Below are 22,617 nucleotides of genomic sequence, written 5' to 3' on the forward strand. Positions count from 1 at the left end.
ACGGGTTACAACCCGTGAATAGCGAGTTCGGCACGTACCTCGTCACGCAGGGGAGTCGATCGCGTGGACGGACGACCGTGGACGTCGTCGCGGCCGCTATCGCCGGCGGCGTCGACGCCGTGCAGTTGCGCGAGAAGGGCGCGACGGCGCGCGAGCGCTACCACCTCGGGCGCGCGCTGCGCAAGCAGACGCGCGACGCGGACGTCGCCTACCTCGTCAACGACCGCGTGGACATCGCGGCGGCCGTCGACGCCGACGGCGTCCACCTCGGTGACGCGGACCTCCCGGTCGCCGCCGCGCGCGACGTGCTCGGTGACGACGCGATCGTCGGCCGCTCGGTTTCCTCCGTGGAAGCCGCTAGACGGGCCGTGCAGGCCGGCGCGGACTACCTCGGCGTGGGGGCCGTCTACGCGACCGACTCGAAGGACGTCCGCGAGGAACACGCGGAGATCGGACCCGAGACCGTCGCCGCCGTCGCGGACGCGGTCGACGTTCCGATCGTCGGGATCGGCGGGATCACGGCCGCGAACGCCCCGGACGTGATCGAGGCGGGCGCGGACGGCGTCGCCGTCGTCTCCGCGATCACCGCCGCGGACGACCCCGAGGCGGCGACGCGCGAACTCGCGGAGGCGGTACGGAGCGCGAGAGGAAGCCCATGACCACCGACTTCACCATCGCCGACTGCCTCGGCACGATCCGGGACGAACAGCCGCTGATCAACTGCGTGACGAACGCCGTCACCGTCAACGACGTCGCCAACGTCGCCCTCCACTGGGGCGGCCTCCCCGTGATGTCCGACGACGCGCGCGAGGTGGGCGACATGGTCGCGGGCGCGCAGGGCTGTCTCCTCAACATGGGGACCGTCAGCGAGGCCGGCGAGGCGGCGATGATGACGGCGGGACGGGCCGCGAACGAGCACGGCGTCCCGCTCGTTATCGACCCCGTCGGCGTCGGCGCGACGCCGACCCGTGACCGCGTCGCCGACGCGCTCGTCACCGACCTCGATCCGGCGGTCGTCAAGGGGAACTACGGCGAGATCACGGCGCTCGCGGGCGACGACGCCGACGTCCGCGGCGTCGAATCGGTGGGCGAGTACGCCGACGTCGCGGAGACGGCGGTGGCGCTCGCGCGAGACACCGACGCGGTAGTGGTCGCGTCCGGCGAGACGGACGTCGTCGCGACGGCCGACGCGGCCTACGAGGTCGCGGCGGGCAACGCCATGCTCGGCCGGATCGTCGGCACCGGCTGCATGCTCGGCGTGACGCTGGCGACCTTCGCCGCGGCGCTCGACGACGCGGAGACGGCGGCGCTCGCCGGCGCGCTCTCCTTCGGCGTCGCGGGCGAGGTCGCGGCCGAAGGCGCGTTCGGCGACTACGAGGGGCCGGCGAGCTATCGCGTCGCCTTCATGGACGCCGTCGCCGGACTCGACGGCGCGGATCATCCGGAGCCCGGCGCGCGGATCGAACGCGTCGTCGACGTCTGAACGGAATCGAAAGCCGAAGACACGGGAGAGCGCGGCGTTACTCGACTTCGATGCGGTGGCCGCCGGAGCCGTCTTCCTTTCCGAGCGTGACGGTGAGCACGCCGTTTTTCATCGTCGCGGCGACGTCGTCCGTGTCGATCGGCTCGGGGAGCGTCAGCCGACGAGAGACGGACTGGCCGTGGCGTTCGCGGCGGACGTACGTCGATTCGTCGTCGTCGCCCTCGCTCGACCCCGTCTCCGTGGTCCGCTCGGCGGTGATGGAGAGCGCGCGGTCCTGCACGCGGACGTCGACGTCCTCCTTCTCGAAGCCGGGGAGGTCGACGGTGACGACGAACTCGTCACCGGCGTCCTCGACGTCGGCGGCGAAACCGCCCGTGAGCGCGTCGCCGCCTTCCGCGTCGAACATCTCGGCCGCGTCCTCGAACTGACGGTTCAGCCGATCGAAGAGCCGGTCGATGTCGTCGAATGGGTTGCGTCGTGTCATACGTGTGGACGAAAGGCGGTCTCGAATATAGGCGTGACGGCGGTGCGGGCGAGCGGACACGGCCGCGTCGGAGTCGTCGGGAGGCGGACGGGCAGGGGGCCGACGAGACGAAGCGGACCGAGAACCGGGGGCGACGAGTCGTGTGAGGCGCGCCGGGGCCCGTAGTGTTTTCGGGCCGACGGACGTACGTCGGCGCGATGAGCGACTTCCACCGGCTCGGCCTCGGGACGTACGAGAACACCGATCCCGCGGACTGTCGGAACGCCGTTCGAGCGGCGCTCGAAGCCGGATACCGACACGTCGACACCGCACAGATGTACGACAACGAGACGTACGTCGGGGGAGGTATCGCCGACGCCGACGTCGAGCGCGACGAGGTCTTCCTCGCCACGAAGCTCGACACGGACAACCTCGCGCGCGACGCGGTCCACGAGACGACCGCGGAGAGCCTCGAAGCGCTCGACACGGAGTACGTCGATCTCCTCTACGTCCACTGGCCGATAGACGGCTACGACCCCGCGGAGACGCTGCCCGCGCTCGACACCCTGCGCACCGAGGGCGCGATCCGCAACGTCGGGCTGTCGAACTTCACGCCCGACCTCCTCGAAGAGGCCATCGAGCACCTGGAGAGCCCGGTCTTCGCTCATCAAGTCGAGATGCACCCGCTCCTCCAGCAGGACGGCCTCCACGAGCGCGCGCTCGCCGACGACCACTGGCTCGTCGCCTACTGCCCGGTGGCGCGCGGGCAGGTCGCGGACGTCCCCGAACTCGTCGAGATCGCCGGGAAGCACGACGCGACGCCGTATCAGGTGTCGCTCGCGTGGCTCCTCTCGAAGGAGAACGTCGCGGCGATTCCGAAGGCGACCTCCGAGGCGCACATCGTCGAGAACTACGGCGCGCTCGACCTCGATCTCGATGATGGGGACGTCGCGCGCATCGACGGAATCGAGCGCGAGGAGCGACTCGTCGACTTCCCCGCGGCGCCGTGGAACGAGTGAGTTACGCCCACCCGGCGCGTTCGAAGTAGTCGCGGATCGGCGACGGGGCGACGCCGTAGCGTTCCCGGAGCGCGTCGGTGTCGGCGCCGAGGAGCGCCCCCTCGTTCGCCCACCGGTAGAAGGCGGTGAGCGCGCGCGGGGCGGCTCTCGGTCCCCGGGGATCGGCCGTGATCGATCGATCGAGGAGGGCTTCGAGGACGTCGGCGACGTCGTAGAGCGAGTGCGTCCCGGAGACGATGGGGAGGCGTTCGCCCGCGGGCGCGCGCTCGTCCGTGAACGCGGCCGCGGCGGCCCGACCGACGTCGCGCGGGTCGGTCAGCGGGACGCGCGCGTGTCCGTCGAGCGGGAACGGGAGTCGTCCCTCTGTCTCGACGGTTCCGCGGACGCGCTCGAAGGCATCGAGGGGGACGCCGGGACGCAACGAGACGTGCGTGACGTCCCTGGAGACGAGGTCCGCGTCGATCCGACCGCGGACGTCGACGAGGGGGACGCCGGGGCGCGTGTCGGCGGCGAGGAGCGACGCGTGGACGACGGTAGCGTCCGTGCGGTCGGCGGCGCGCACGAGCGTGTCGGCCCGTTCGGCCGCGGTTCGCGCGCTCGCACCCGGACCGCCGACGGCGAGGAAGAGGGCGTCGGCGTCCGCGAGGGCGTCCTCGACGTGGTCGAGTTGGTCACGCCGGCCGCGGGCGAGGCGGACGCCGCGCTCCGCGAGGTCGCCGGCGGCGTCGGCGTCCGGGTCGCGGACGAGCGCCGTGACGTCGACGGCCGCGTGACGGAGCGCGAGCGCGGCGGCGTAGCCGTATCGACCGGTCGCGCCGGTGACGAGGACGCGCACGAACGTACGGAGGACGAGGTGCTACTGGGGGCTTTCGGTTCGGAACGGTGGATCGCTCGTCGAGACGGGCGACGAGGACCGACGACGAACGACCCCGGCGTGTCCGCCGTTCCGCACCGACACCACCGCGTCCGCGGTAATCGTCGGCGTGACCGATCGGGACGGCGGACGGGGCTACCGCCTACCCCACCGTGTCCGCAGTAATCGATCGCGGAGGGACGGCGGGCGGGGCCGCTGGCCCCGCTCGGGGAGCGCTACTCGAAGGACGCCAACGACGCGTCCGAGCGATCCGGGTCGGCCCGTGTCTCACCATCCGATCCGTCGCCCTCGGTGCTGGCGACCGCCGTCGTGAGATCCGGCATAGCGTCCTCGGCGAGTTCGACGACGGACTCGTGGACGCCGACGAGTTTCACGGTCTCCGAGAGCGCGCTCAACACCTGCTCGACGGGCATGTCGAGTTCGTACTCCCGGTACGTCCCGCCGCGACGGCCCTCGTTGCGCTCGGTCACGGAGATGATCCCGAGCATGGCGAGTTCGCTCAGGTGATCGCGCATCCGGCGCGGGACGAGCGGATCGCGTTCCGCGAGTTCGGCGAAGCGCGTGTACCGCGGGCGGACGTCGCGCGAGCGGATCGGCGTTTCGCCCTCTAGATCGTTCGTCACGAGCGCGTAGAGGACGAGGTGGCCGTGTTCGGTGAGCCCCCTGATCCCCTCTTCGATGCGGCCGCGTTCGAGCGCGGTGCGGCCGCGATCGACGTGGTCTTCGGTAATCGTGGTCGCCTCGTCGTCGCGCGCGACGTCACCCGCCTTCATCAGGAGGTCGATCGACTGGCGGGCGTCGCCGGCGTCCTTCGCGCCGTAGGCCGCACAGAGCGGGATGACGCCGTCGTCGAGAACGCCGTCGTGGAACGCGACGTCCGCGCGCTGTTTCAGGATGGCCTTCAGGTCGGTGGCGTCGTAGGCGGGGAAGTGGATCTCGTTCTCACAGAGCGAGGACTTGACCTTGGGGGAGAGGTCGTCGCGGAAGGAGAAGTCGTTGGAGATGCCGATGAGGCCGACCTGCGTGTCTTCGAGCTTGCCGTTCGCACGGGCGCGCGGGAGCTGATAGAGAATGGAGTCGTCGCCGATGTTGTCGATCTCGTCGAGGACTATGAGGACGGTCCCGCCGTGGGAATCGAGGTCCTCCCAGAGCATCTCGTACACCGTCGCGAGCGGGTAGCCCGTCGTGCTGATCTGATTGTGCTCGGCGCGCAGTTCGTTCACGAGATGGGTCGCGACCTGATAGGAAGAGGAGAGCCCGTCACAGTTGAGGAAAATGATGTCGAGGGCGATGTCGTCGTACTCCTCGGCGTCCTCCCGGAGGTGGTCGAGGAGGTAGCGCGTCGCGGCGGTCTTCCCGACGCCAGTCTTCCCGTAGAGGAAGACGTTGTTCGGCTGCTCGCCGTTGATGACCGGCTGGAGGGCGGACGTGTAGGTGGAGAGTTCCTCGTCCCGCCCGACCAGCTCGGCCGGCTGGTAGTCCTCCCGAAGCGCGTCGCGGTCCCGATAGATATCGGTGTCCCGCTCGAAGAGTCCCATACGAACACCCCTCGTCGGATCGCATAATAAAACCACCGCGTCCGCAGTGTCCGCAGTTCTACAGAATATATATACGACGAACGATGGCACATCAAGATTTCGGCCACGACCCTCCCCCCACTTTGTCCGCAGTAACGAGAAAAATAGTGGGGCGGGAGTGAGAGAAGAGTTTCTAGATGGACGATAGTTCTAAGTAGGAGTATAGCAAATAGTACCCGCACTGGGTTATTAAGGAAATGTTAGTTATTAGAAACGTTGGAGTTCCCGACAGCGTCGTCCTTTACCGATCCCGACAGAGGCGGTGAAAATATCCTCGTGCCGCATTTACCAGCAATATACACTTCTTCTTTCTCCCCCCGTCCGTGCCCCCGAACGCGATTACTGCGGACAAAGTGGGGGGAGGGTTCGTCCCGTCGTCGCGGATCGCGGACGCTCGAAGAACAGCGGACATCGTGGGGTGTCCCTCGTCGGTCATCGTCTCGAATCACGCCGGTTGTCGCCACCCGGTCGTACCGTCTCGCTCTCGACTCGTGTGACCGACACACGTCGTCGGCTCGTACTCCTTTCGACTCTTCGGCCGTGAACCGATCGTCCAACTGCACCGTCTGCTTCCGTCTCGGACCGATTTACTGCGGACAGAGTGGTGTTGCCCGTCGATCCAGTCCCTCGCTGTTGCACCGTCGACGGGGACGATAGCCGTCGATAGAGTTCGGGATCGGTGGATCGATGTGCGTCTGTTCCGTCTTGGCCCAGCGCGACCGACACCACTCTGTCCGCAGTATCGTCGGTCGTGACCGTCTCAGGTTGCAGATTATCGGAACGTCGAATCACTCGACACGAACCTGAACGGTGTCGTCCGACGCGGCCGCCTTCTCCCGGAGACGCTCGACTCGCTCGTCGAGATCCGGGTGCGTGGAGAACCACCGCTCGATCGGGTTCTCCACGTCGTCGTCGTCGCTGTGCACGTAGAACGGCGAGAGGACCGCCCACGTGGGCCGGCTCGCGCGTTCGATCTTCCGTAGCGCCCGCGCCAGCGCGATCGGGTCGTCGGTCACGTCGGCCGCGCGGTCGTCCGCGGCGAACTCCCGGTGTCGCGAGTGCGCGTTGACGGCGAACGTGAGCGCGATGAGGCCGAACCCGATCACCCCATCGAGGACGCGCCGAACCCGTCCGACCGGGTTCTGCGTCCACGTGTCCGGTCGACCGCTGAACCACGCCCAGGCCTTCGCCAGCCCGGTCGTCGACAGGACGGCCGGGAAGAGCACGATCGACAGGAGCCCCGTGAGCGTCTCGCCGACGCTGAACGCGAGCGTCCGGACGAACCCGTCGTGGCTCTCTAAGTGCGCGAGTTCGTGCGCGAGAATGGCGTCGAGCTCCGTCGTGGTGAGGAGACCGAAGAGCGAGCGATCGAGGACCACGACGCCGGTCCCGATGCCGCCGAGTGCGAACGCGTTCGGCATCGCCATCCGGCCGACGTAGAACGCCGGGACGTCCGTGTCCATCCGCTCGCAGAGCGTCGCCGCCCGGTCGTAGAGTCCGGGCGCGCGCTCCCGTGCGATCGGCTCAGCGTCGAGTCGCGCCAGGAGGTGTCGCGTCCCGAACGCGTAGCTGAGAGAGCCGACGACGATCACGGCGACGGCGACGATCGTGAGCGCCGTCGTCGGATCCGGTCGAGTCGTCCAGAGGACGGCGAGCACCCAGTACGCGAGGGCCGCGGCGCCGACGTATCCGACGAGGAGCGCGACACCGACCGCCGCCATCGCCAGTCGGAGCCCGAGTCGCTTCATCGCTCGCGTCTACGGTCGCCTGCCCGAAACGCGTTCCGGCGGTCGCCGTTCCCGCCGGTCGATCGAGTCGCCCTCGGCTCCGCGTCCTACGCCGAGGGTTCCACCTTCGACTCGAAGGCCTCGCGCACCTTCTCGACCTTCGGGCGCGCGTGCATCGTGCAGTACGCGTCGTTCGGGTTCTTCTCGAAGTAGTTCTGGTGGTACTCTTCGGCGCGGTAGAAGGCGTCGAGCGGTTCGATCTCCGTCGCGACGTCGTCCGCGTACTCCCCGTCGAGCGCCTCGATGTACGCCTCCGCCTCCTCACGCTGGCGGTCGTCGTGGGTGAGGACGATCGAGCGGTACTGCGAGCCGACGTCGGGACCCTGCCGGTCCACCTGCGTCGGGTCGTGGATCGTGAAGAACACCTCCAGCAGGTCGGCGTACGAGACGACGCCCGGATCGTACTCGATCTGGACGACCTCCGCGTGGCCCGTCTCGCCCCTGCACACCGCCTCGTACGTCGGATCTTCGACGCTCCCGCCGGCGTAGCCGGACGTGACGTCGACGACGCCTTCGAGTTCCTCGAACGCCGCCTCGATACACCAGAAACACCCGCCACCGAACGTCGCGGTCTCGGTCGCAGTCATACCCCCACGTACGCCACCCACACATATGTAGTTAGCGCGCGCGACGACGCGACGGCGGAATTACCTCGTTGCTAGACTATGTGTGTATCTGATCATTCGGCGGTATCTTCCCGGCTCGGACCGTCCCACGTGCGATCGGGGGTTCGTTTCGAGTCGGCATCGAGACCGCGGACGAACCAAACTATGATTACCGATGGGATCCAACTCGAAAACATGCGCGCTGGCCGAACCGAACGGACGCGGGTCGTATCGACAACACTGCGAACCGAGCGGCTGTCGAGGGTGCGTACGTAGATGTACGAGATCCTCGTGCCGCTCGACGACCCGGATCGCGCCGATAAACAGATCGAGTCCATCCTCGATATGCCACTCCAGATGGACGAGGTCCGCGTGACGCTCCTCCACGTGTTCACGGACAACCCGGAGGGCGCGTCGGTCGGACAGATCGAGTCGGTCCACGAGGCGCAGGACTTACTCGACGACGCGGGCGTGGAGACGAACCTGATCGAACGGAGCGGGGACCCCTCGACCGAGATCGTCGAGGCGGCCCGCGGCCTCGACGCGGACCTCATCGCGCTCGCCGGCCGCTCGCGGAGCCCGACCGGCAAAGCGGTCTTCGGAAGCACGACGCAGCGCGTCATCCTCGAGGCCGAGCGTCCGGTCGTCGTCCAGAGCGTCTCGGAGTAGCGCACCCGTTCCGGTCGCGTTGCTCCGGGCGGTTCGGACCGCCATCGTCGACGTTACCGACCGGTACTGTCGGGCATGCTACACCCACCGAAACTGGTTTGTTCGTTCGCATCCGATTACGCGCGTGAGCAAGCAGTACGTTCGTCCCGTCACCGACCGGGGAACGTTCCGCGCGGCGGCGCGTGACGCACCCGACGGCGCGCGCGTCCCGGTCGAAGTCCGCCTCTCCGTCGAGGACCCGTTCGAGGCCTACCGCCGAGCACGCGGCGGGCGCGTGGCGGACGTCGGGACGCGCGAGCCGTCGTTCTTCTACGAGACGGGCGGGGACGCCGACGGCTGGGGCTACTTCGGTGTCACGCCCGCGGACGTGACGACCATCGGTCCCGAAGACGAGGGGGCCTTCGCGGCCATCGACGCGCTCCTCGCGGACGAGACGCTCGTTCGTGGGGGCTGCGACGTCCCGTATCCCGGCGGCTTCTTCGGCTACCTCTCGTACGACGCGGCGCGGGAGACCGAGGCCATCCCCGAGACGACGGCCGACGACCGTGCCCTCCCGCGCCTCGAACTCGCCGCCTACGAGTGCCTCGCCGCGTGGGAGGCGCCGTTCGAACCGGGCGACGACCTCCGCGTGGTCGCCGCGCTCCGCCTCGACGCGCACGACTCGATCGACGAGGCCTACGACGCCGCGCTGTCGCGGGCGACGGCGCTGGCCGAGCGTGCCCGGGAGGGCGATCCGGCCGTCGGGCCGGCGCCCGCGCCGGACGCGACGACGGCGGCGTTCGAGAGCGACGCGGGCCGCGAGGCGTTCGCCGGGCGCGTCGCTCGGATCAAGGAGGCGATCCGCGCGGGCGATACGTTTCAGACGAACGTCAGCCAGCGCCTCCGCGCGCCGGCCGCCGTCCATCCCGTCGAGGCGTATACGGCGCTCCGCGACGTGAACCCCGCGCCCTACGCTGGCCTCGTCGAGTTCCCGTCCTGCGATCTCGTTTCCGTGAGCCCCGAGCTCCTGCTCGAACGGGCGGGCGATCGGCTCGTCACGGAACCGATCGCGGGGACGCGGCCGCGCGGCGAGAGCGACGCCGAGGACGTCGAGTACGAGGCCGACCTCCTCGGCGACGAGAAGGAACGCGCCGAACACGCGATGCTCGTCGACCTCGAACGCAACGACCTCGCCAGGGTCTCGGAGCCGGGATCGGTCGCCGTCGAGGAGTACCGCCGGGTGGATCGCTACTCGCGGGTCATGCACCTCGTCTCGCTCGTCACCGGCCGAATGGCGCCCGATACGTCGCTCGGCGAAGCCGTCGCGGCCGTCTTCCCCGGGGGGACGATCACGGGTGCCCCGAAGCCGAAGACGATGGAGCTGATCGAGTCGGTGGAGACGACCCGCCGCGGACCGTACACGGGCAGCATGGCGGCGATCGGGTTCGACGGCGACGCCGCGTTCAACATCGTCATCCGGACGCTCGTCCGCACGGACGCCGAGTACGCCCTCCGCGTCGGTGCCGGCGTCGTGCACGACTCGGATCCCGACGCCGAGTACGACGAGACGCTCGATAAGGCCCAGGCCCTCGTCGACGCGCTCGATCGCGCGCTCGCCGCCGACGCCGGCGGGATGGAGGTCTCGAAATGACCGTCCTCGTCGTCGACAACTACGACTCGTTCGCGTACAACCTCGTCGACTACGTGGCGAGCGAGAGCGACGCGGACGTCGTCGTCCGCCGGAACGACGCCATCGACGTCGACGACGTTCGCGCGCTCGACCCCGCCGCCGTCGTCGTCTCCCCGGGTCCCGGGACGCCCGCGGAAGCCGGCGTCTCCGTGCCGCTCTTCGACACCGACTATCCGATTCTCGGGGTCTGTCTCGGCCACCAAGCGCTCTGCGCCGCCCGCGGTGCCGACGTCGTCCGCGCCGACGCCGTCGTCCACGGCAAGCCGTCCGCGATCCGCCACGACGGTACCGGGATCTTCGCGGACCTCCCCGACGCCGTCACGGTCGGTCGGTACCACTCGCTCGCCGTCGACGCCGACACGCTCCCCGCGCGACTCGCCGAGACCGCGTGGACGGCGGACGGCGAGCGCGACGACGTCGTCATGGCGGTGCGGGACCGCGAGAAACCGCACGTCGGCGTCCAGTTCCACCCGGAGAGCGTTCTCACCGGCCGACCCGACGATCCCGCGGATCTCTCGCTCGGCCGTCGGCTCGTGGCGAACTTCCTCGCGGGCACGGGCGCGGAGCGCCAGCGGTGACGATGCAGTACCACGTCGACGGCGCGCTCGTGGACGCCGACGCGGCGAGCGTGAGCGTCTCCGACCGGGGCTTTCGCTACGGTGACGCGGCCTTCGAGACCCTCCGCGCCTACGGCGGGACGGTCTTCCGGTGGGACGACCACGCGGCGCGCCTCCGGAACACGCTCGACGCGCTCGGCTTCGAGCGGTATCCGGACGCCGCCGACATCCGCGCGCGCGTCCGGGAGACGCTCGCCGCGAACGACCTCGCCGACGCCTACGTCCGCGTCTCGGTCACGCGCGGCGCCCAGCCGGGCGCGCTCACGCCCGGCCCCGCGGACCCGACCGTGATCGTCGTCACGAAACCGCTCCCGCGCGGCGGTACCGCCGGCGACGACGTCTGGGACGCTCCGGCGAGCGCACGCGTCGTCGAGACGCGCCGCGTGCCCGACGCGGCCATCCCCGCGGCCGCGAAGACGCACAACTACCTGAACGGCATCCTCGCGCGGAACGAACTCGACGGCGAGGACGAAGCGCTCCTCTGTGACGCCGACGGTCGACTCGCCGAGGGCGCGACGAGCAACGCCTTCTGGGTTCGCGACGACACCCTCCACACGCCGACGCTCGACGGCGACGTTCTCCCGGGCGTGACGCGACGCGCCGTCCTCGATCTCGCCGCACGCGAGGGGATCGACGTCGAGACCGGAACGTACGATCCGGCGGCTCTCCGGCGCGCCGACGAGGCGTTTCTGACGAACACGACGTGGGAAATCCGACCGCTCGTCGACGTCGACGGGACGGCGCTCCCGGTCGGTCCCCTCACCGAGCGGCTCGCGGCCCGCTTCGACGCGGCGGTCGAGGCGGCGCACTACTAGCGGTCCGCGACTCGCGGCGCCGCGGCCGCGGACTCCCTATTCGCCGCCGTCGACTTCCTCACGGAGCTGCGCGAGGGGAGCGACGCGTTCGGCGTGGGCGTTGTGCTGGTGGATGGACTCGTCGTTCGACTGCTTCATCGTGACGACGGTCCCGTCCGGCAGGTCCGGATACTCGTCGACCACCCGCTCGGCCATCGCGCGCACGCAGTCCTCGACGAACCGGGCGTTCGCGTGCGCTTCGTACGTCATGTGGTCCTCGTCTGGGCGCTTCGCGAGGTTGTAGATCCGCGCGCTCATCGAGTCGCGCGCGATCTCGATGAGGTCGCGTAGATCCACGTCCGGCGTTCCGGCGGTCTCGACGGTCAGCGTCGCGTGTCCCCGCTGCGAGTGACCGGCCTGCGGGACGTCGCGGAGGAACGACTTCACGTCGTCCTCGTCTACGCCGAGGTCGGCGAGCCGCTCTGCGGCGCGCGCCGACATCATCTCCTGACTGCAGGGACAGACGGTCATCCCTGTCACGCGGACGCCGACCTCCTCTCGGGTCTCCTCTCCCTCGCGTGCCGTCGCCGACGCGATGATGTCCAGCGTCGACTGGGTCGCGCGCTCCGACTCGGGCGTCTCCTCTCGCGTCATGTACGCGGCCTCCATCGAGACCACCGCCTGCGAGGTGTAGTCGTGCTTCTCGAGGAGTCGATCGGCCACCTCGCCACAGACGTCCTCGACCTGGTACGTCGGTTGGTCGATCGCCGACTGGAGCGTCTCGTCGATGACCTCCATGTTTCGGCTCATGTCGATCCCCTTGCGTTCCCGCGGGAGATCGACGTAGACCTCGAACTCCGCCATCAGGACGACGGGGCGCTTCTCCGAGCGTTCGAGCGTCACTAGCTTCTCGACGCCCGTCACGCCCACGTGGCTCAACCCCACCGAGACGTCCGGTGCCGATGCCTGCACGTCCGGAAGCTCGTCTGGCATTACCGTTCAGTGGACTGGCATCCGTTTATTCCTTGCTCTTTTCGCTCCCGTCGCCGGACGCTCTCACGACACCGCGTCTCCCCCGGTTCGACGCGAGCCACAGCCGAATCGGACCGACGGAACGTATCCGCGAGTATCGGATATTTTCCGATTCGTGTCGGAAATAAGTGATTCTTTCGCCCTCGATCGACGCCCGATCGCGCGGGTATTTACGACGTTATGCGTGTAAACGTGATCCGGAGGCGTGTGCTTATCTCCCGAACGATCGCCGGACAGTCGAAAACATCCGATTTTATCGGACGCGTGTCGCGAGGGCCCTCAGGGCGACGTGGCGATGTACCGATCGGCCACTCGCTCGCCCTCGACGATGTTCCGGACGTTCTCCGTCAGCTGGTCGATCGTGTCTTCCCGGCTCGCTTCCGTCATCGCCGCGACGTGCGGCGTCGTGACGACGTTCTCGAAGTCGAGGAGCGGCGAGTCGCTCGGGAGCGGCTCCGTCTCGTACACGTCGAGGCCCGCGCCCGCGATCGCGTCCGAGTCGAGCGCGTCGAGCAGCGCCGCCTCGTCGACCACGGGACCGCGGGCCGTGTTGACGAGGATCGCGCTGTCTCGCATCGCCTCGAGCTCCGCCGCGCCGATGAGACCCGTCGTCTCCTCGGTCAGCTCGGCGGTGACGATGACGAAGTCGCTGTGGGCCAGCGTCTCGTCGAGCGACGTGAGCTCGGCCCCGGAGAAGTCGGCGTCGATGCTCGGCACGTAGGGATCGCTCGCGTACAGCTCGACGTTGAACCCCGAGAGCAACGAGGCGACGCGCTTGCCGACGTCGCCGAAGCCGACGATCCCGACGGTCGATTGCGAGAGGCGCGTTCCCAGCGGGTACTCGTCGCGCCACTCGTCGCGTTCGATGATCGAGCGCGCCGTCGGTAGCCGCCGCGCGCTCGCCAGCGCGAGACAGATCGCGTGCTCGGCGACCGAGAGCGCGTTGTGTCCCGGCGTGTGCGTCACGGTGATCCCGTGCTCGGCGGCCGCCTCCAGGTCGACCGAATCGATGCCCGTACCGAGCTTGGCGATGATCTCGAGGTCCTCGGCGTGTTCGATGACCTCGCGCGTCATCGGGATCCGCGAGGTGACGAAGACGACCTCGACTCCCTCGACGGCGTCGAGGAGCGCGCCGCCGCCCTTCTCGATCCCGATTCTGACGTCCCACGACGACGGGAGCGCGTTCGTCAGTCGTCCGCTCGGCGTGATGTCCTGGTCGACGATCGCTCGCATAGGCGTGCATCTCGGGCGCGTCACTTGTGCGTGCCGATTGCGCCGACGGCTCCCCCGAGCGCGACGTTTGACCGATAGGTTTTTGCACCCGTTGGATAAATCGGGATGCACAGCGAGCACGGTCACGTGCTGGTGTCACAGATGAATCCGAACCTAACCGAGGTCACCGTTATCGGTGACGACGATACCGGGGTACTCACCCGAGTCACGTCCGTGCTGTTCGAGCACGACGTCGAACTCGAAGAACTCGACCAGCAGGAAGAACAGGGCGTGTTCCGCGTCAAAGCGCTCGCCGACACGTCCGACGCGGACGAGTCGGCCCTCGAGGCGGACCTCGCGGCGGCTTGCGACGATCTCGACGTCGATCTGCGCGTCCGCTTCCCCGAGGATCAGGGCGGCGACTCGCTCGGTATCCTCGTCACGAAGGAGAGCCACTGCCTCGAGGCGATGTTCGAGGCGGTCGAGAGCGGTGCCCTCGACGCCGACGTGGAGGTCGTCATCGGGAACCACTCGACGCTCGCCGATATCGCCGAGGAACACGATGTCCCCTTCTACGACGTCGGCGACGAGAACGGGAACCCCGACGAGAGCGAAATCCTCCGCCTGCTCGAGGAGCACGGCGTCGACGTCGTCGCCCTCGCGCGCTACATCCAGATAATCAGCCCGGAACTCGTCTTCCACTACGAGAACCGGATCATCAACGTGCATCCGAGCCTCCTTCCGGCGTTCCCGGGCGCGGCCGCCTACCGACAGGCCGTCAACGGGGGCGCGCGGATCGCGGGCGTCACCGCCCACTACGTCACGCCGAATCTCGATCAGGGCCCGATCATCACGCAGCGCGCGTTCAACGTCCCGGACGACGCCGAGGAGGCGGACCTCAAAGAGCAGGGCCAACCGCTCGAGGCCGACGCGCTCATCGAAGCCGTCCGGCTCCACGTTCAGGGCGCGCTCGAAGTCGCGGACGGGCGAACGTACGTCGACGACGCGGACGCCGATCTCGGTCTTCCCATGGAGATCCGAGAGCTCAATCCGTCCGAGCCGACCGACCGGAACTGAGCGACGCGGACGCGTCCGAGCGCTCTCGCTCGCGGGGAAAAGTCGCGGAGACGTCCGCTCAGAAGACCCCCGATAGACGGTATCCTCCCTGTTACTCACCCGGTCGCCGAACGCCGACCGTCGAGTCGGCCCCGGCCGTTACTCGCCCAGCCGACTCTTCCGCCACGACTCCGTGTCCGGCACCTGGTTGAAGGTGTAGATGTGGAGCGACTGGATGTTGTACTCGGGGTCGTCGGCGTGCGGCTGGAGTCCGTCGATCAGCGCGTCGGGCGTGTAGTTCCCGCGCGAGCCGATGAACTGGCGGAGGAAGCCGAGGATCCCGTTCGTCTTCTGGAGGAAGCGAATGGAGTCGCCGACGCCGACCTTCCGCGAGATCGAGAGGAGGCGGGAGTACTTCATGACGCCCGGGATCCCGACGACGACGGGGAGGTCGACGCCGCGCGCCCGGATCTCCTCGATCCACTCGAGCACCGCGTTCGGATCGAAGCAGAGTTGCGTGGCGATGTACGTCGCGTACGGCGCCTTGTTGTCCATCGACTCGGCGAGCGTCTCGTCCGAGAGGAAGTCGTGACCCTCGGGGTAGCCAGTGATCCCGATCTCCTCGAAGTCGTAGTCGATGCGTTCGAGCCCCTGCAGGAGGTCGTACGCGGACTCATAGTCACCGATCGGCTCTTCGCGATCGCCCCCGGGGACGAAGATGTCGTCGACGCCGATCTCTGTGAGCTGTTCCGCGATCTCGGCGAGGTGGTCGTCGCCGCGGACGTATCGCGCGGAGACGTGCGGGACGACCTCGAAGCCCTGCTCGGCCGCTTCCTCGGCGGCCTCGATCGTCCGCTCGATACCGAGCTGTGGTGAGGCGGTGATCGTGACCGTCGCCCCGTCGGGGAGGTGTTCGATCTGATCGCCGAACGTATCGAACGGCATCAGTTCGTAGCGCGGGTCTGCGAGCAGTGTCGTGGAGTCGCGGGACGTCGATGTGGTTTGTGCCATGATTGTCTCCGGTCTACCGCGGTCGTCCCACCGCCGGCCCACCGTCGCGTGCGGCGGCTGTCAGCCGAGTCGGTCGAACGTACGCACGGTACATCACCTACATTATGCGCGATCAGCACTATAAGCCTTCCCCTCAACATCGCCGCTGAACCGCCGAGCGCTCGAACAGACGGAGCACGCGAATTCCGCGTATCTCGGACGTACACGGAGCTGTGCCCAGTCCCACCACCGAATCGCGCGCTCTCGCGGTCTTAACTGCCGTCTGAACACCGTCGTTTTACGCGAGTATCGATGTAAATGAACGCGTGTCCTGCTCGGGGAGCGATCCGCTCACACGCTCACCCTCTCAAATTTTCCGATCATATCGGACAGATTCGCTGGCGGATCGCGTGGCACCGACGGTCGAGCCCGCGTCGGTGACGCCGGGCGACAGAACTGTTTGACCCGCGCGCGACGTCCGCCTCTGAGCGGTGTGGTGAATCGAACCACGAAAGTATTATATAGACCAGGCACAACTGATGAGTTACGACTCACCATGAGCAGAGAGTGGTCATTCAGCGACAGCATGGAAGAGGCAGTCGAAGCGGCCGGAAGCCCGCTCGACCTGATGCGCAACCTCGGCGTCGGCAAGTTCACCGAGGTCCCCGACGAGTACACGCACTGGATCGAAGAGCAGCGCTCCTGGGCCGAATCCGTCGCCTTCGCCGACCAGTCCTACCACATGTCGGACCTCCGTATCAAGGGTCCCGACGCCGTCGAGTTCCTCTCGGACTTCGCCGTCAACAACTTCGAGGGCTACGAGGTCGGTCAGGCGAAGCAGCTCGTCGTCGCCAACCCCAACGGGAACTTCCTCGGTGACGCCATCCTTTTCCACGAGGAGGAGAACAACCTCCTGAGCGTCGGTGCGCAGGCCGGTCACAACTGGCTGCGCTACAACATCGAGACCGGCGACTACGACGTCGAGTACGAGTACCAGCCGCGCCCCGCCGCGACGGGGAACGACCCCAACGACTACCGCTACCAGGTTCAGGGTCCCGACGCCGTCGAGGTCATGCGCGAGGCCGCCGACGACCCGCTCCCGGATCTCGGCTTCTTCAACTTCGAGACGATCACGATCGACGGCGTGGAGACGAACCTCCTCCGCCACGGCATGGCGGGCGAGTCCGGGTTCGAGTTCTGGGGTCCCTACGAGGAGCGCGAGGAGATCCGCTCCGCGATCCTCGAAGCCGGTGGGGACTACGACATCCGCCGCCTCGGTGCCGAGAGCTACCAGACGGCCAACGTCATCCTCGGGTGGCTCCCGCTCGTCGTCCCCGCCATCTTCAGCGACGAGATGGAGGAGTATCGCGAGTGGCTCGACGTCCGCGACGGCCTCCTCTCCGTCGGCGGGAGCTTCGACTCCGACGACATCTCGGACTACTACGTCACGCCCATCGAGCTCGGCTACGACCACATCGTCAGCTTCGACAACGACTTCGTCGGCCGCGAGGCTCTCGAAGAGGAAATCGACAACCCCGAGCGCGAGAAGGTCACGCTCGAATGGGACGCCGACGACCTCCAGAAGGTCCGCGGCTCCCTCTTCGAGGAGGGCGAGACGAACGAGTACATGAACTTCCCGCACCCGCGTAACGCGGCCTGCCCGTACGACGAGGTCCTCGTCGACGGCGAGCACGTCGGCGTCTCTACCGACAAGAGCTACGTCTACAACGAGCGGAAGTTCCTCTCCCTCGCGGTCCTCGACACCGAGTACACCGAGCCCGGGACCGAGGTCACCATCGTCTGGGGCGAGCCCGACGGCGGCGAGGGCAACCCGGTCGTCGAGCGCCACGAGCAGACCGAGATCTCCGCGACCGTCCACCCCGCCCCCTACGGCGAGGACAAGCGGTAACACCACCCTCCCGACCCGCGAGTTCCCCTCCTCGTGAGGGGGCGTGCATGTAACTCGCGGCCCCCTGCGCGGCTTTTGTCCCATCCCGCGTTTCCCGAGCGCATCGAAGGTATTTTGTGCGCTGCGCGTCCTCTGTTCTCGTAACGACCCCGAGGCCACGTTCGCCGCCATCGGTTCGGCGATCCGACGCGTCGTCCGGGGCTCGCGGCGACAACAAGGTGCTACTCAGACATGGCTGACATCATCGACGGGAACGCGGTAAGCGATCGTATCAAGGACGAACTGAGCGAGAACGTCGACGCCCTCGCCGACGAGGACGTGACGCCGGGGCTCGCGACCGTGCTCATGAGCGACGACGGCGCGAGCGAGACGTACGTCTCGATGAAACAGCGCGCCTGCGAGAACATCGGCATCAACAGCGTGCACGTCGAGATCGACCCCGAGGCCCCCGAGCAGGAACTCCTCGACAAGGTCGACGAGCTGAACGACGACCCCGAGGTCCACGGGATCCTCGTCCAGATGCCCGTCCCCGATCACGTCGACGAGCGCAAGGTCCTCCAGCGCATCGACCCGATGAAGGACGTCGACGGCTTCCACCCGGAGAACGTCGGGCGACTCGTCGCGGGCGACGCGCGCTTCAAGCCCTGTACGCCCCACGGCGTCCAGATCCTCCTCGGCGCCGCGGGCGTCGACACGACCGGAAAGGACGTCACCATCGTCGGGCGATCCAACATCGTCGGCAAGCCGCTGGCGAACCTCCTCGTCCAGTCCGGCGAGAACGCGAACGCCACCGTGACCGTCTGCCACTCGAAAACGCAGGATCTCGAGGAGAAGACACGCCGCGCCGACATCGTCGTCGCGGCCGTCGGCGTTCCCGAACTCATCGACGGCTCGATGCTCAGCGAGGGGACGACCGTCATCGACGTGGGCGTCAACCGCGTCGATGCGGACACGGACAAGGGGTACGAACTCGTCGGCGACGTCGAGTTCGAGAGCGCCGAGGAGAAGGCGGACGCCATCACGCCCGTTCCCGGCGGCGTCGGCCCGATGACCATCGCCATGCTGCTCTACAACACCGTGAAGGCGGCGGGCCTCCAGCACGACGTCGACGTCGACCTCCCGGACGCCTGAGGCGGATTCCCACGCGCCTCGCGGCCGGGCGCTGACGCTCGTTTCACCCACACCACAACGCTTACTACCGGTGCGAGCGAACTCTCGCGCGTGCTTGGAGATATCGACCACATCGAAATCGAGGCGAGTGACGCCGAAGAGATGGCGGAGTTCCTGAAGTCCCTCGGCTACGAGGAGCACCGGGAGACGACCCACCACGGCCAGTCCTTCGAACTGGTGCCCGAGGAAGGCGACGGCCCGCTCTTCGAGATCCACACGGTCGAGGGCGAGGAAGTCCCCGGCATCAACCACATCGCCTACGCCGTCGACGACATCGAGGCGATCACGGAGAAGCTCAAGGAGGACGAGAACGTCGATCAGGTCTCCGATCCCTATTACGTCGAGCACACGGGTCGCACCATCACGAACTTCCGCGACCCCGACGGCCGTCGCTTCCAGATGGTCGAAGACGACGAGTAACGCCGCCACGACCACCCGTCTTTTATCGCGCGACCGCCGCGTAGCACCCGCTCCACTCGTTCGATCTATCGGAATCTATAACTTCGGAGGCCGTGCACGACCAGACGGTATGGATCAACACAACTCGTTCCGCGAGCGCATCGAGAACGGCGAAGTCGTCCTCGGGGCTCGCTCCGTGACGTTCTCGCCGACGGTCATCGAGGTGTACGGCGACCTCGGTATCGACTTCGTCTGGCTCGACTTCGAACACCAGGGCCCGAGCCCGTACGACAGCACGCTCTTCGAGGACCTGACGCGTGCCGCCGAGGTCGGCGGCACCGAACTCTTCGTTCGCCTCCCCTCCGCCGACCCCGCGCTCATCCGGAAGGTCCTCGACGCGGGCGTCCGCAACGTCTTCATCCCGCGCGTCGACTCCGCCGAGGAGGTCCGCCGGGCCGCGAAGGCGACGCGCTTCGTCTACGACGGCGAACCCGGCGAGCGCGGCCTCGCCAGCGGGCGCTCCCGGACGTGGGGGAGCGCGGACGACTACGTCGAGACCGAGGACGAGGAGGTCTGTCTCGGCGTCATGATCGAGAAGACGACCGCCGTCGACGACCTCGAAAACATCCTCGACGTCCCGGAACTCGGCTTCGTGTTCATCGGCCCCTCGGACCTCTCCGTGCAGATGGGTCATCCGAACGAGAAGTCCCACCCCGAGGTCCGAGACCAGATCGCCGACATCCAACGGCAGTGTCTCGACGCCGGCGTCCCGATGGGGTGCATCGCGAACGAGCCCGAGGCGGTCGCCGAAGCCATCGACGACGGCCACCAGATCATCCGGATGGGCGGCGACCTCTCCTCCGCGAAGTCCGTCCTGAGCGAGCGTCTCGATCGGATCGACGACCTCCGATAACGCCCGCTCGCCCGTCACGAGACGGGACGCTTCTTCATCTTCCGGCACGAAGGAGAGGTAATGACGGACCACACGGATCAGAAACGAGAGACGGCGGCGTCGTTCGGCTCGGCGACGGACGCCTACTTGGCGAGCGACGTTCACGGGGAGGGCCGCGACCTCGAAACGCTGGCGGACTGGTGCGCCGACGCGACGACCGCCCTCGACGTCGCCACGGGTGCCGGCCACGCCGCGGGCGCGGTCGCCGATCGAGGCGTTCCGGATGTCGTCGGACTCGACGCGTCTCCGGAGATGGTGCGAACCGCGACCGACGCCTTCGACGGCGTCGCTGGCGTCGTCGGTGACGCCGAACGTCTCCCGGTCGCCGATGACAGCGTCGACGCGGTGACGTGTCGTATCGCCGCTCACCACTTCCCCGATCCCGAAGCCTTCCTCGCGGAGGCGGCGCGCGTCCTCACCGCGGACGGTCGCCTCGTGATCGAGGACAACGTCGCGCCCGCGGACGCCGACCTCGCCGCCTTCCTCAACCGCGTCGAGCGCCTCCGGGATCCGAGTCACGTCGAGTCCTACACCGTCGAGCGGTGGCGCGAGTGGCTTCGCGCCGCGGGGTTCGAGGTCGAGCGGACGGCGCGATTCAAGAAGACGCTCGACTTCGATGCGTGGGCAGCCGCCCAATCGCTCGACGGCGCGACGCGCGAGCGCGTCGAGACCGTCCTCCGAGAGGCCGACGCGGACGCCCGCGCGCTGTTCGAAATCGAGACGAGCGACGGCACGGTCGAGTCGTTCGCGAACCTGAAGGCGATCTTCGACGCGACGCCGCGCGAGTGAGCGTCAGTAGACGTTCTCGACGATACTCTCGTCGAGGTCGTCGAAGCCCTCGAGGTAGTCACGGCGCTCCGCACGGAGCTCTCGGCGCTTTCGATCGTAGTCCATCACGTAGTCGGCGACGTCGTACTCGTCTACGTCCAGTCCGGGGACGGACGTCGGAACGGCGAACCCGCGCTCGGCGGCGTCGTCCCATTCGACGCGCCCGCGCGAGATCTCGCGGAGGATCGTCGTCGACTCCTCGACGCCGATGGACTTCACCCCGTCCCCGAGGGAGCCGGTGTTGAGGACGTAACACTCGACGTCGAGGTCGTCGACGAGGTCGCGGAAGCGGTTGCCCTCCTCGCCCTCGGAGCCGATGATGAAGGGGTTCGTCCCGACCACGCGGATGGCCTCCCCGGCGCTCGACGGATCGCCCGCGCTCGTCTGGACCGACTCACCGAGCATGAACGCGGCCGCGGCCGCGTCCGCCGGGAGCTTCGCGACGGGGGGCATCGTCGGATTCCGGGTGATGAAGAACACCTGCTGTGCGCGTTCGAGGTCGATCTCCTCGGCCGCGGAGTCGAGGTGCTCGCGGAGCACGGTGGCGCGCCCGTTGCTGGTGTATCGATCGCTGTCGAAGTCGACCGTCCCGTCCTCGGCGATGTCGACGTTCTCCAGGACGGCGGACTCGTGCGTGACGGCGTCGTACACCTCGGGCTGCTCGTCGGCGTCGAGGCCGATCGTCTTGAGGTACAGCCCGTTGCCCTCGCTCCCGGCGACGGTTCCGTTCGGTAGGAGCGCGCAGACGTCGTCCTGTACCATGACGGCGTCCTCGGGATCGTCGAGGCCGAGGCCGTGCGCGGTGAGCGTCGACTTGCCGGTGCCCGAGAGCCCGAGGAAGACCTGTCCGACCGTTCGGAGGTCGCCCTCGTCGTCGCGGACCGTCACGCGCTTGCTCCCCGCGTGGAGGCCGAGCCCGCCGGCTCGCTTCGCGCGGTACATGAAGAGGCGGAGGGCCGCCTTCTTCGCCTCGCCCGTGTAGTCGCTTCCGAGTACGGCGGTGACGCCGGCGTCCGGAACGGCGCGAATGGCGAGCTCGTCGTGGTCCGGCAGCTGAACGGTGAGGAAGTCGGGGTCAGCGTCGGCCGGCGCGGGCTCGAAGAGGCGGGTAACGGCGAGCGCGATGCGGCCGTACGCCTTCGGGACGTAGTACCGATAGCAGTACGTGTGCTCGGGGTGACGCCCCACCTGTCGGTCGATACAGAGCATCTCGTGCTCGCGCGCGTACGCGATCGCGTCTCTGATTCGGCCGTAGTCCTCGCTTCCGAACTCGTCGTCGACGTCGTTCTTCGTCCGGCCAGACGAGCGCGAGCGCTGCTCGCTGACGTACGCGGGCGAGCCGAACTCGGTCGTCGTCTCCAGGTGCGCGGAGAACTCCCGTAACCGCTCTTCGCTGGGGTCGTACACGACGTTGTCCGCGTCGGCCGGATCGGGTAGCGCCTCCGCTGCCGGCGGCACGGCGTCTTGCTTACTCATTGCTACCCGACCGTTGTGTCCCCACCAACAAATAGT

At 68.0% G+C, this 22,617-nt stretch carries 22 protein-coding genes; 13 read left to right on the plus strand and 9 right to left on the minus strand.

Going from position 1 to position 22,617, the window contains the following annotated elements; translation table 11 throughout:
* Positions 1-14 precede the first annotated feature (14 nt).
* A complete protein-coding gene (thiE, locus tag J2754_RS00230; RefSeq protein WP_211086361.1) occupies positions 15-659 on the plus strand; it encodes a thiamine phosphate synthase in 645 nt (214 codons plus the stop codon).
* The gene (gene thiM, locus J2754_RS00235) at positions 656-1,483 is read left to right on the plus strand and encodes a hydroxyethylthiazole kinase (protein ID WP_188877291.1); all 828 of its coding nucleotides are present in this window, start codon (positions 656-658) and stop codon (positions 1,481-1,483) included. Before thiE ends, thiM begins: the two co-directional genes overlap by 4 nt.
* A gap of 37 nt (positions 1,484-1,520) precedes the next feature.
* Here thiM and J2754_RS00240 read toward each other — a convergent pair whose 3' ends face one another.
* Positions 1,521-1,967: an Hsp20/alpha crystallin family protein gene (locus J2754_RS00240; RefSeq protein WP_188877290.1), complete on the minus strand. Its 447-nt coding sequence runs from the start codon at positions 1,965-1,967 to the stop codon at positions 1,521-1,523.
* Between the two features lie 197 nt (positions 1,968-2,164).
* Between J2754_RS00240 and J2754_RS00245 the strand changes: the two genes are divergently transcribed.
* Positions 2,165-2,965: an aldo/keto reductase gene (locus tag J2754_RS00245; RefSeq protein ID WP_188877289.1), complete on the plus strand. Its 801-nt coding sequence runs from the start codon at positions 2,165-2,167 to the stop codon at positions 2,963-2,965.
* A 1-nt stretch (position 2,966) separates the two neighbouring features.
* Here J2754_RS00245 and J2754_RS00250 read toward each other — a convergent pair whose 3' ends face one another.
* The 4 genes from J2754_RS00250 to msrA form a co-directional block, all read right to left on the minus strand.
* Positions 2,967-3,800, minus strand: coding sequence for an SDR family oxidoreductase (locus J2754_RS00250; protein WP_211086362.1), 834 nt, complete (start codon positions 3,798-3,800; stop codon positions 2,967-2,969).
* 254 nt (positions 3,801-4,054) lie between these two features.
* Positions 4,055-5,377 carry an orc1/cdc6 family replication initiation protein gene (locus tag J2754_RS00255; protein ID WP_188877288.1) on the minus strand — a complete coding sequence of 441 codons (1,323 nt, stop codon included), beginning with the start codon at positions 5,375-5,377 and terminating at the stop codon, positions 4,055-4,057.
* A gap of 827 nt (positions 5,378-6,204) precedes the next feature.
* The gene (locus tag J2754_RS00260; RefSeq protein ID WP_229772783.1) at positions 6,205-7,164 is read right to left on the minus strand and encodes a M48 family metallopeptidase; all 960 of its coding nucleotides are present in this window, start codon (positions 7,162-7,164) and stop codon (positions 6,205-6,207) included.
* Between the two features lie 86 nt (positions 7,165-7,250).
* Positions 7,251-7,790 carry a peptide-methionine (S)-S-oxide reductase MsrA gene (gene msrA, locus J2754_RS00265; RefSeq protein ID WP_188877286.1) on the minus strand — a complete coding sequence of 180 codons (540 nt, stop codon included), beginning with the start codon at positions 7,788-7,790 and terminating at the stop codon, positions 7,251-7,253.
* Positions 7,791-8,084: 294 nt separating this feature from the next.
* On the opposite strand from msrA, the gene J2754_RS00270 reads away from it, so the two are divergent.
* The 4 genes from J2754_RS00270 (at position 8,085) to J2754_RS00285 (ending at position 11,578) form a co-directional block, all read left to right on the plus strand.
* Complete coding sequence (locus J2754_RS00270; protein ID WP_211086363.1) at positions 8,085-8,477, plus strand: universal stress protein; 393 nt, start codon at positions 8,085-8,087, stop codon at positions 8,475-8,477.
* Positions 8,478-8,601: 124 nt separating this feature from the next.
* Positions 8,602-10,107 carry an aminodeoxychorismate synthase, component I gene (pabB, locus tag J2754_RS00275; RefSeq protein ID WP_211086364.1) on the plus strand — a complete coding sequence of 502 codons (1,506 nt, stop codon included), beginning with the start codon at positions 8,602-8,604 and terminating at the stop codon, positions 10,105-10,107.
* The gene (locus J2754_RS00280) at positions 10,104-10,724 is read left to right on the plus strand and encodes an anthranilate synthase component II (RefSeq protein ID WP_211086365.1); all 621 of its coding nucleotides are present in this window, start codon (positions 10,104-10,106) and stop codon (positions 10,722-10,724) included. The genes pabB and J2754_RS00280 overlap by 4 nt, the downstream gene beginning before the upstream one ends.
* 2 nt (positions 10,725-10,726) lie before the next feature.
* A complete protein-coding gene (locus J2754_RS00285) occupies positions 10,727-11,578 on the plus strand; it encodes an aminotransferase class IV (RefSeq protein WP_211086366.1) in 852 nt (283 codons plus the stop codon).
* Between the two features lie 36 nt (positions 11,579-11,614).
* On the opposite strand, the gene mptA is transcribed toward J2754_RS00285, so the two are convergent.
* Positions 11,615-12,550: a GTP cyclohydrolase MptA gene (gene mptA / locus J2754_RS00290; RefSeq protein WP_211086367.1), complete on the minus strand. Its 936-nt coding sequence runs from the start codon at positions 12,548-12,550 to the stop codon at positions 11,615-11,617.
* Positions 12,551-12,868: 318 nt separating this feature from the next.
* Positions 12,869-13,822 (minus strand): NAD(P)-dependent oxidoreductase, encoded by a 954-nt coding sequence (locus tag J2754_RS00295; protein ID WP_211086368.1) that lies wholly within the window; start codon positions 13,820-13,822, stop codon positions 12,869-12,871.
* A 141-nt stretch (positions 13,823-13,963) separates the two neighbouring features.
* Between J2754_RS00295 and J2754_RS00300 the strand changes: the two genes are divergently transcribed.
* Complete coding sequence (locus J2754_RS00300) at positions 13,964-14,878, plus strand: formyltetrahydrofolate deformylase (RefSeq protein WP_211086369.1); 915 nt, start codon at positions 13,964-13,966, stop codon at positions 14,876-14,878.
* Positions 14,879-15,016: 138 nt separating this feature from the next.
* On the opposite strand, the gene J2754_RS00305 is transcribed toward J2754_RS00300, so the two are convergent.
* Positions 15,017-15,868, minus strand: a complete 852-nt coding sequence (locus J2754_RS00305) for a methylenetetrahydrofolate reductase (RefSeq protein ID WP_188877279.1) — start codon at positions 15,866-15,868, stop codon at positions 15,017-15,019.
* A gap of 565 nt (positions 15,869-16,433) precedes the next feature.
* Here J2754_RS00305 and J2754_RS00310 point away from each other — a divergent pair.
* The 5 genes from J2754_RS00310 to J2754_RS00330 all read left to right on the plus strand — a co-directional run bounded on the left by J2754_RS00310 (position 16,434) and on the right by J2754_RS00330 (position 21,066).
* Positions 16,434-17,756 (plus strand): aminomethyl transferase family protein, encoded by a 1,323-nt coding sequence (locus J2754_RS00310; RefSeq protein WP_188877366.1) that lies wholly within the window; start codon positions 16,434-16,436, stop codon positions 17,754-17,756.
* A gap of 231 nt (positions 17,757-17,987) precedes the next feature.
* On the plus strand, positions 17,988-18,887 hold the full coding sequence (locus J2754_RS00315) for a tetrahydrofolate dehydrogenase/cyclohydrolase catalytic domain-containing protein (RefSeq protein ID WP_188877278.1): 900 nt from the start codon (positions 17,988-17,990) through the stop codon (positions 18,885-18,887).
* Positions 18,888-18,977: 90 nt separating this feature from the next.
* Positions 18,978-19,346 (plus strand): VOC family protein, encoded by a 369-nt coding sequence (locus J2754_RS00320; RefSeq protein WP_188877277.1) that lies wholly within the window; start codon positions 18,978-18,980, stop codon positions 19,344-19,346.
* A 109-nt stretch (positions 19,347-19,455) separates the two neighbouring features.
* The gene (locus J2754_RS00325) at positions 19,456-20,238 is read left to right on the plus strand and encodes an HpcH/HpaI aldolase family protein (RefSeq protein WP_188877275.1); all 783 of its coding nucleotides are present in this window, start codon (positions 19,456-19,458) and stop codon (positions 20,236-20,238) included.
* Between the two features lie 60 nt (positions 20,239-20,298).
* Positions 20,299-21,066, plus strand: a complete 768-nt coding sequence (locus tag J2754_RS00330; RefSeq protein WP_188877274.1) for a class I SAM-dependent methyltransferase — start codon at positions 20,299-20,301, stop codon at positions 21,064-21,066.
* Between the two features lie 3 nt (positions 21,067-21,069).
* On the opposite strand, the gene J2754_RS00335 is transcribed toward J2754_RS00330, so the two are convergent.
* Positions 21,070-22,581 carry a phosphoenolpyruvate carboxykinase (ATP) gene (locus J2754_RS00335; protein WP_188877273.1) on the minus strand — a complete coding sequence of 504 codons (1,512 nt, stop codon included), beginning with the start codon at positions 22,579-22,581 and terminating at the stop codon, positions 21,070-21,072.
* Positions 22,582-22,617: the final 36 nt, after the last annotated feature.

Source organism: Halarchaeum nitratireducens, assembly GCF_017874695.1.
GTDB classification, from domain to species: domain Archaea; phylum Halobacteriota; class Halobacteria; order Halobacteriales; family Halobacteriaceae; genus Halarchaeum; species Halarchaeum nitratireducens.

Excerpts from the sequence above, each read along its gene's own strand:
- J2754_RS00240 (WP_188877290.1), bottom strand. The coding sequence starts at position 1,967 with ATGACACGACGCAACCCATTCGACGACATCGACCGGCTCTTCGATCGG.
- J2754_RS00305 (WP_188877279.1), bottom strand. The coding sequence starts at position 15,868 with ATGGCACAAACCACATCGACGTCCCGCGACTCCACGACACTGCTCGCA.
- J2754_RS00280 (WP_211086365.1), top strand. The coding sequence starts at position 10,104 with ATGACCGTCCTCGTCGTCGACAACTACGACTCGTTCGCGTACAACCTC.
- J2754_RS00295 (WP_211086368.1), bottom strand. The coding sequence starts at position 13,822 with ATGCGAGCGATCGTCGACCAGGACATCACGCCGAGCGGACGACTGACG.
- J2754_RS00330 (WP_188877274.1), top strand. The coding sequence starts at position 20,299 with ATGACGGACCACACGGATCAGAAACGAGAGACGGCGGCGTCGTTCGGC.
- J2754_RS00315 (WP_188877278.1), top strand. The coding sequence starts at position 17,988 with ATGGCTGACATCATCGACGGGAACGCGGTAAGCGATCGTATCAAGGAC.
- thiM (WP_188877291.1), top strand. The coding sequence starts at position 656 with ATGACCACCGACTTCACCATCGCCGACTGCCTCGGCACGATCCGGGAC.
- J2754_RS00245 (WP_188877289.1), top strand. The coding sequence starts at position 2,165 with ATGAGCGACTTCCACCGGCTCGGCCTCGGGACGTACGAGAACACCGAT.
- J2754_RS00310 (WP_188877366.1), top strand. The coding sequence starts at position 16,434 with ATGGAAGAGGCAGTCGAAGCGGCCGGAAGCCCGCTCGACCTGATGCGC.
- J2754_RS00255 (WP_188877288.1), bottom strand. The coding sequence starts at position 5,377 with ATGGGACTCTTCGAGCGGGACACCGATATCTATCGGGACCGCGACGCG.
- J2754_RS00300 (WP_211086369.1), top strand. The coding sequence starts at position 13,964 with ATGAATCCGAACCTAACCGAGGTCACCGTTATCGGTGACGACGATACC.
- J2754_RS00285 (WP_211086366.1), top strand. The coding sequence starts at position 10,727 with ATGCAGTACCACGTCGACGGCGCGCTCGTGGACGCCGACGCGGCGAGC.
- J2754_RS00260 (WP_229772783.1), bottom strand. The coding sequence starts at position 7,164 with ATGAAGCGACTCGGGCTCCGACTGGCGATGGCGGCGGTCGGTGTCGCG.
- J2754_RS00325 (WP_188877275.1), top strand. The coding sequence starts at position 19,456 with ATGGATCAACACAACTCGTTCCGCGAGCGCATCGAGAACGGCGAAGTC.
- msrA (WP_188877286.1), bottom strand. The coding sequence starts at position 7,790 with ATGACTGCGACCGAGACCGCGACGTTCGGTGGCGGGTGTTTCTGGTGT.
- J2754_RS00335 (WP_188877273.1), bottom strand. The coding sequence starts at position 22,581 with ATGAGTAAGCAAGACGCCGTGCCGCCGGCAGCGGAGGCGCTACCCGAT.
- mptA (WP_211086367.1), bottom strand. The coding sequence starts at position 12,550 with ATGCCAGACGAGCTTCCGGACGTGCAGGCATCGGCACCGGACGTCTCG.
- J2754_RS00270 (WP_211086363.1), top strand. The coding sequence starts at position 8,085 with ATGTACGAGATCCTCGTGCCGCTCGACGACCCGGATCGCGCCGATAAA.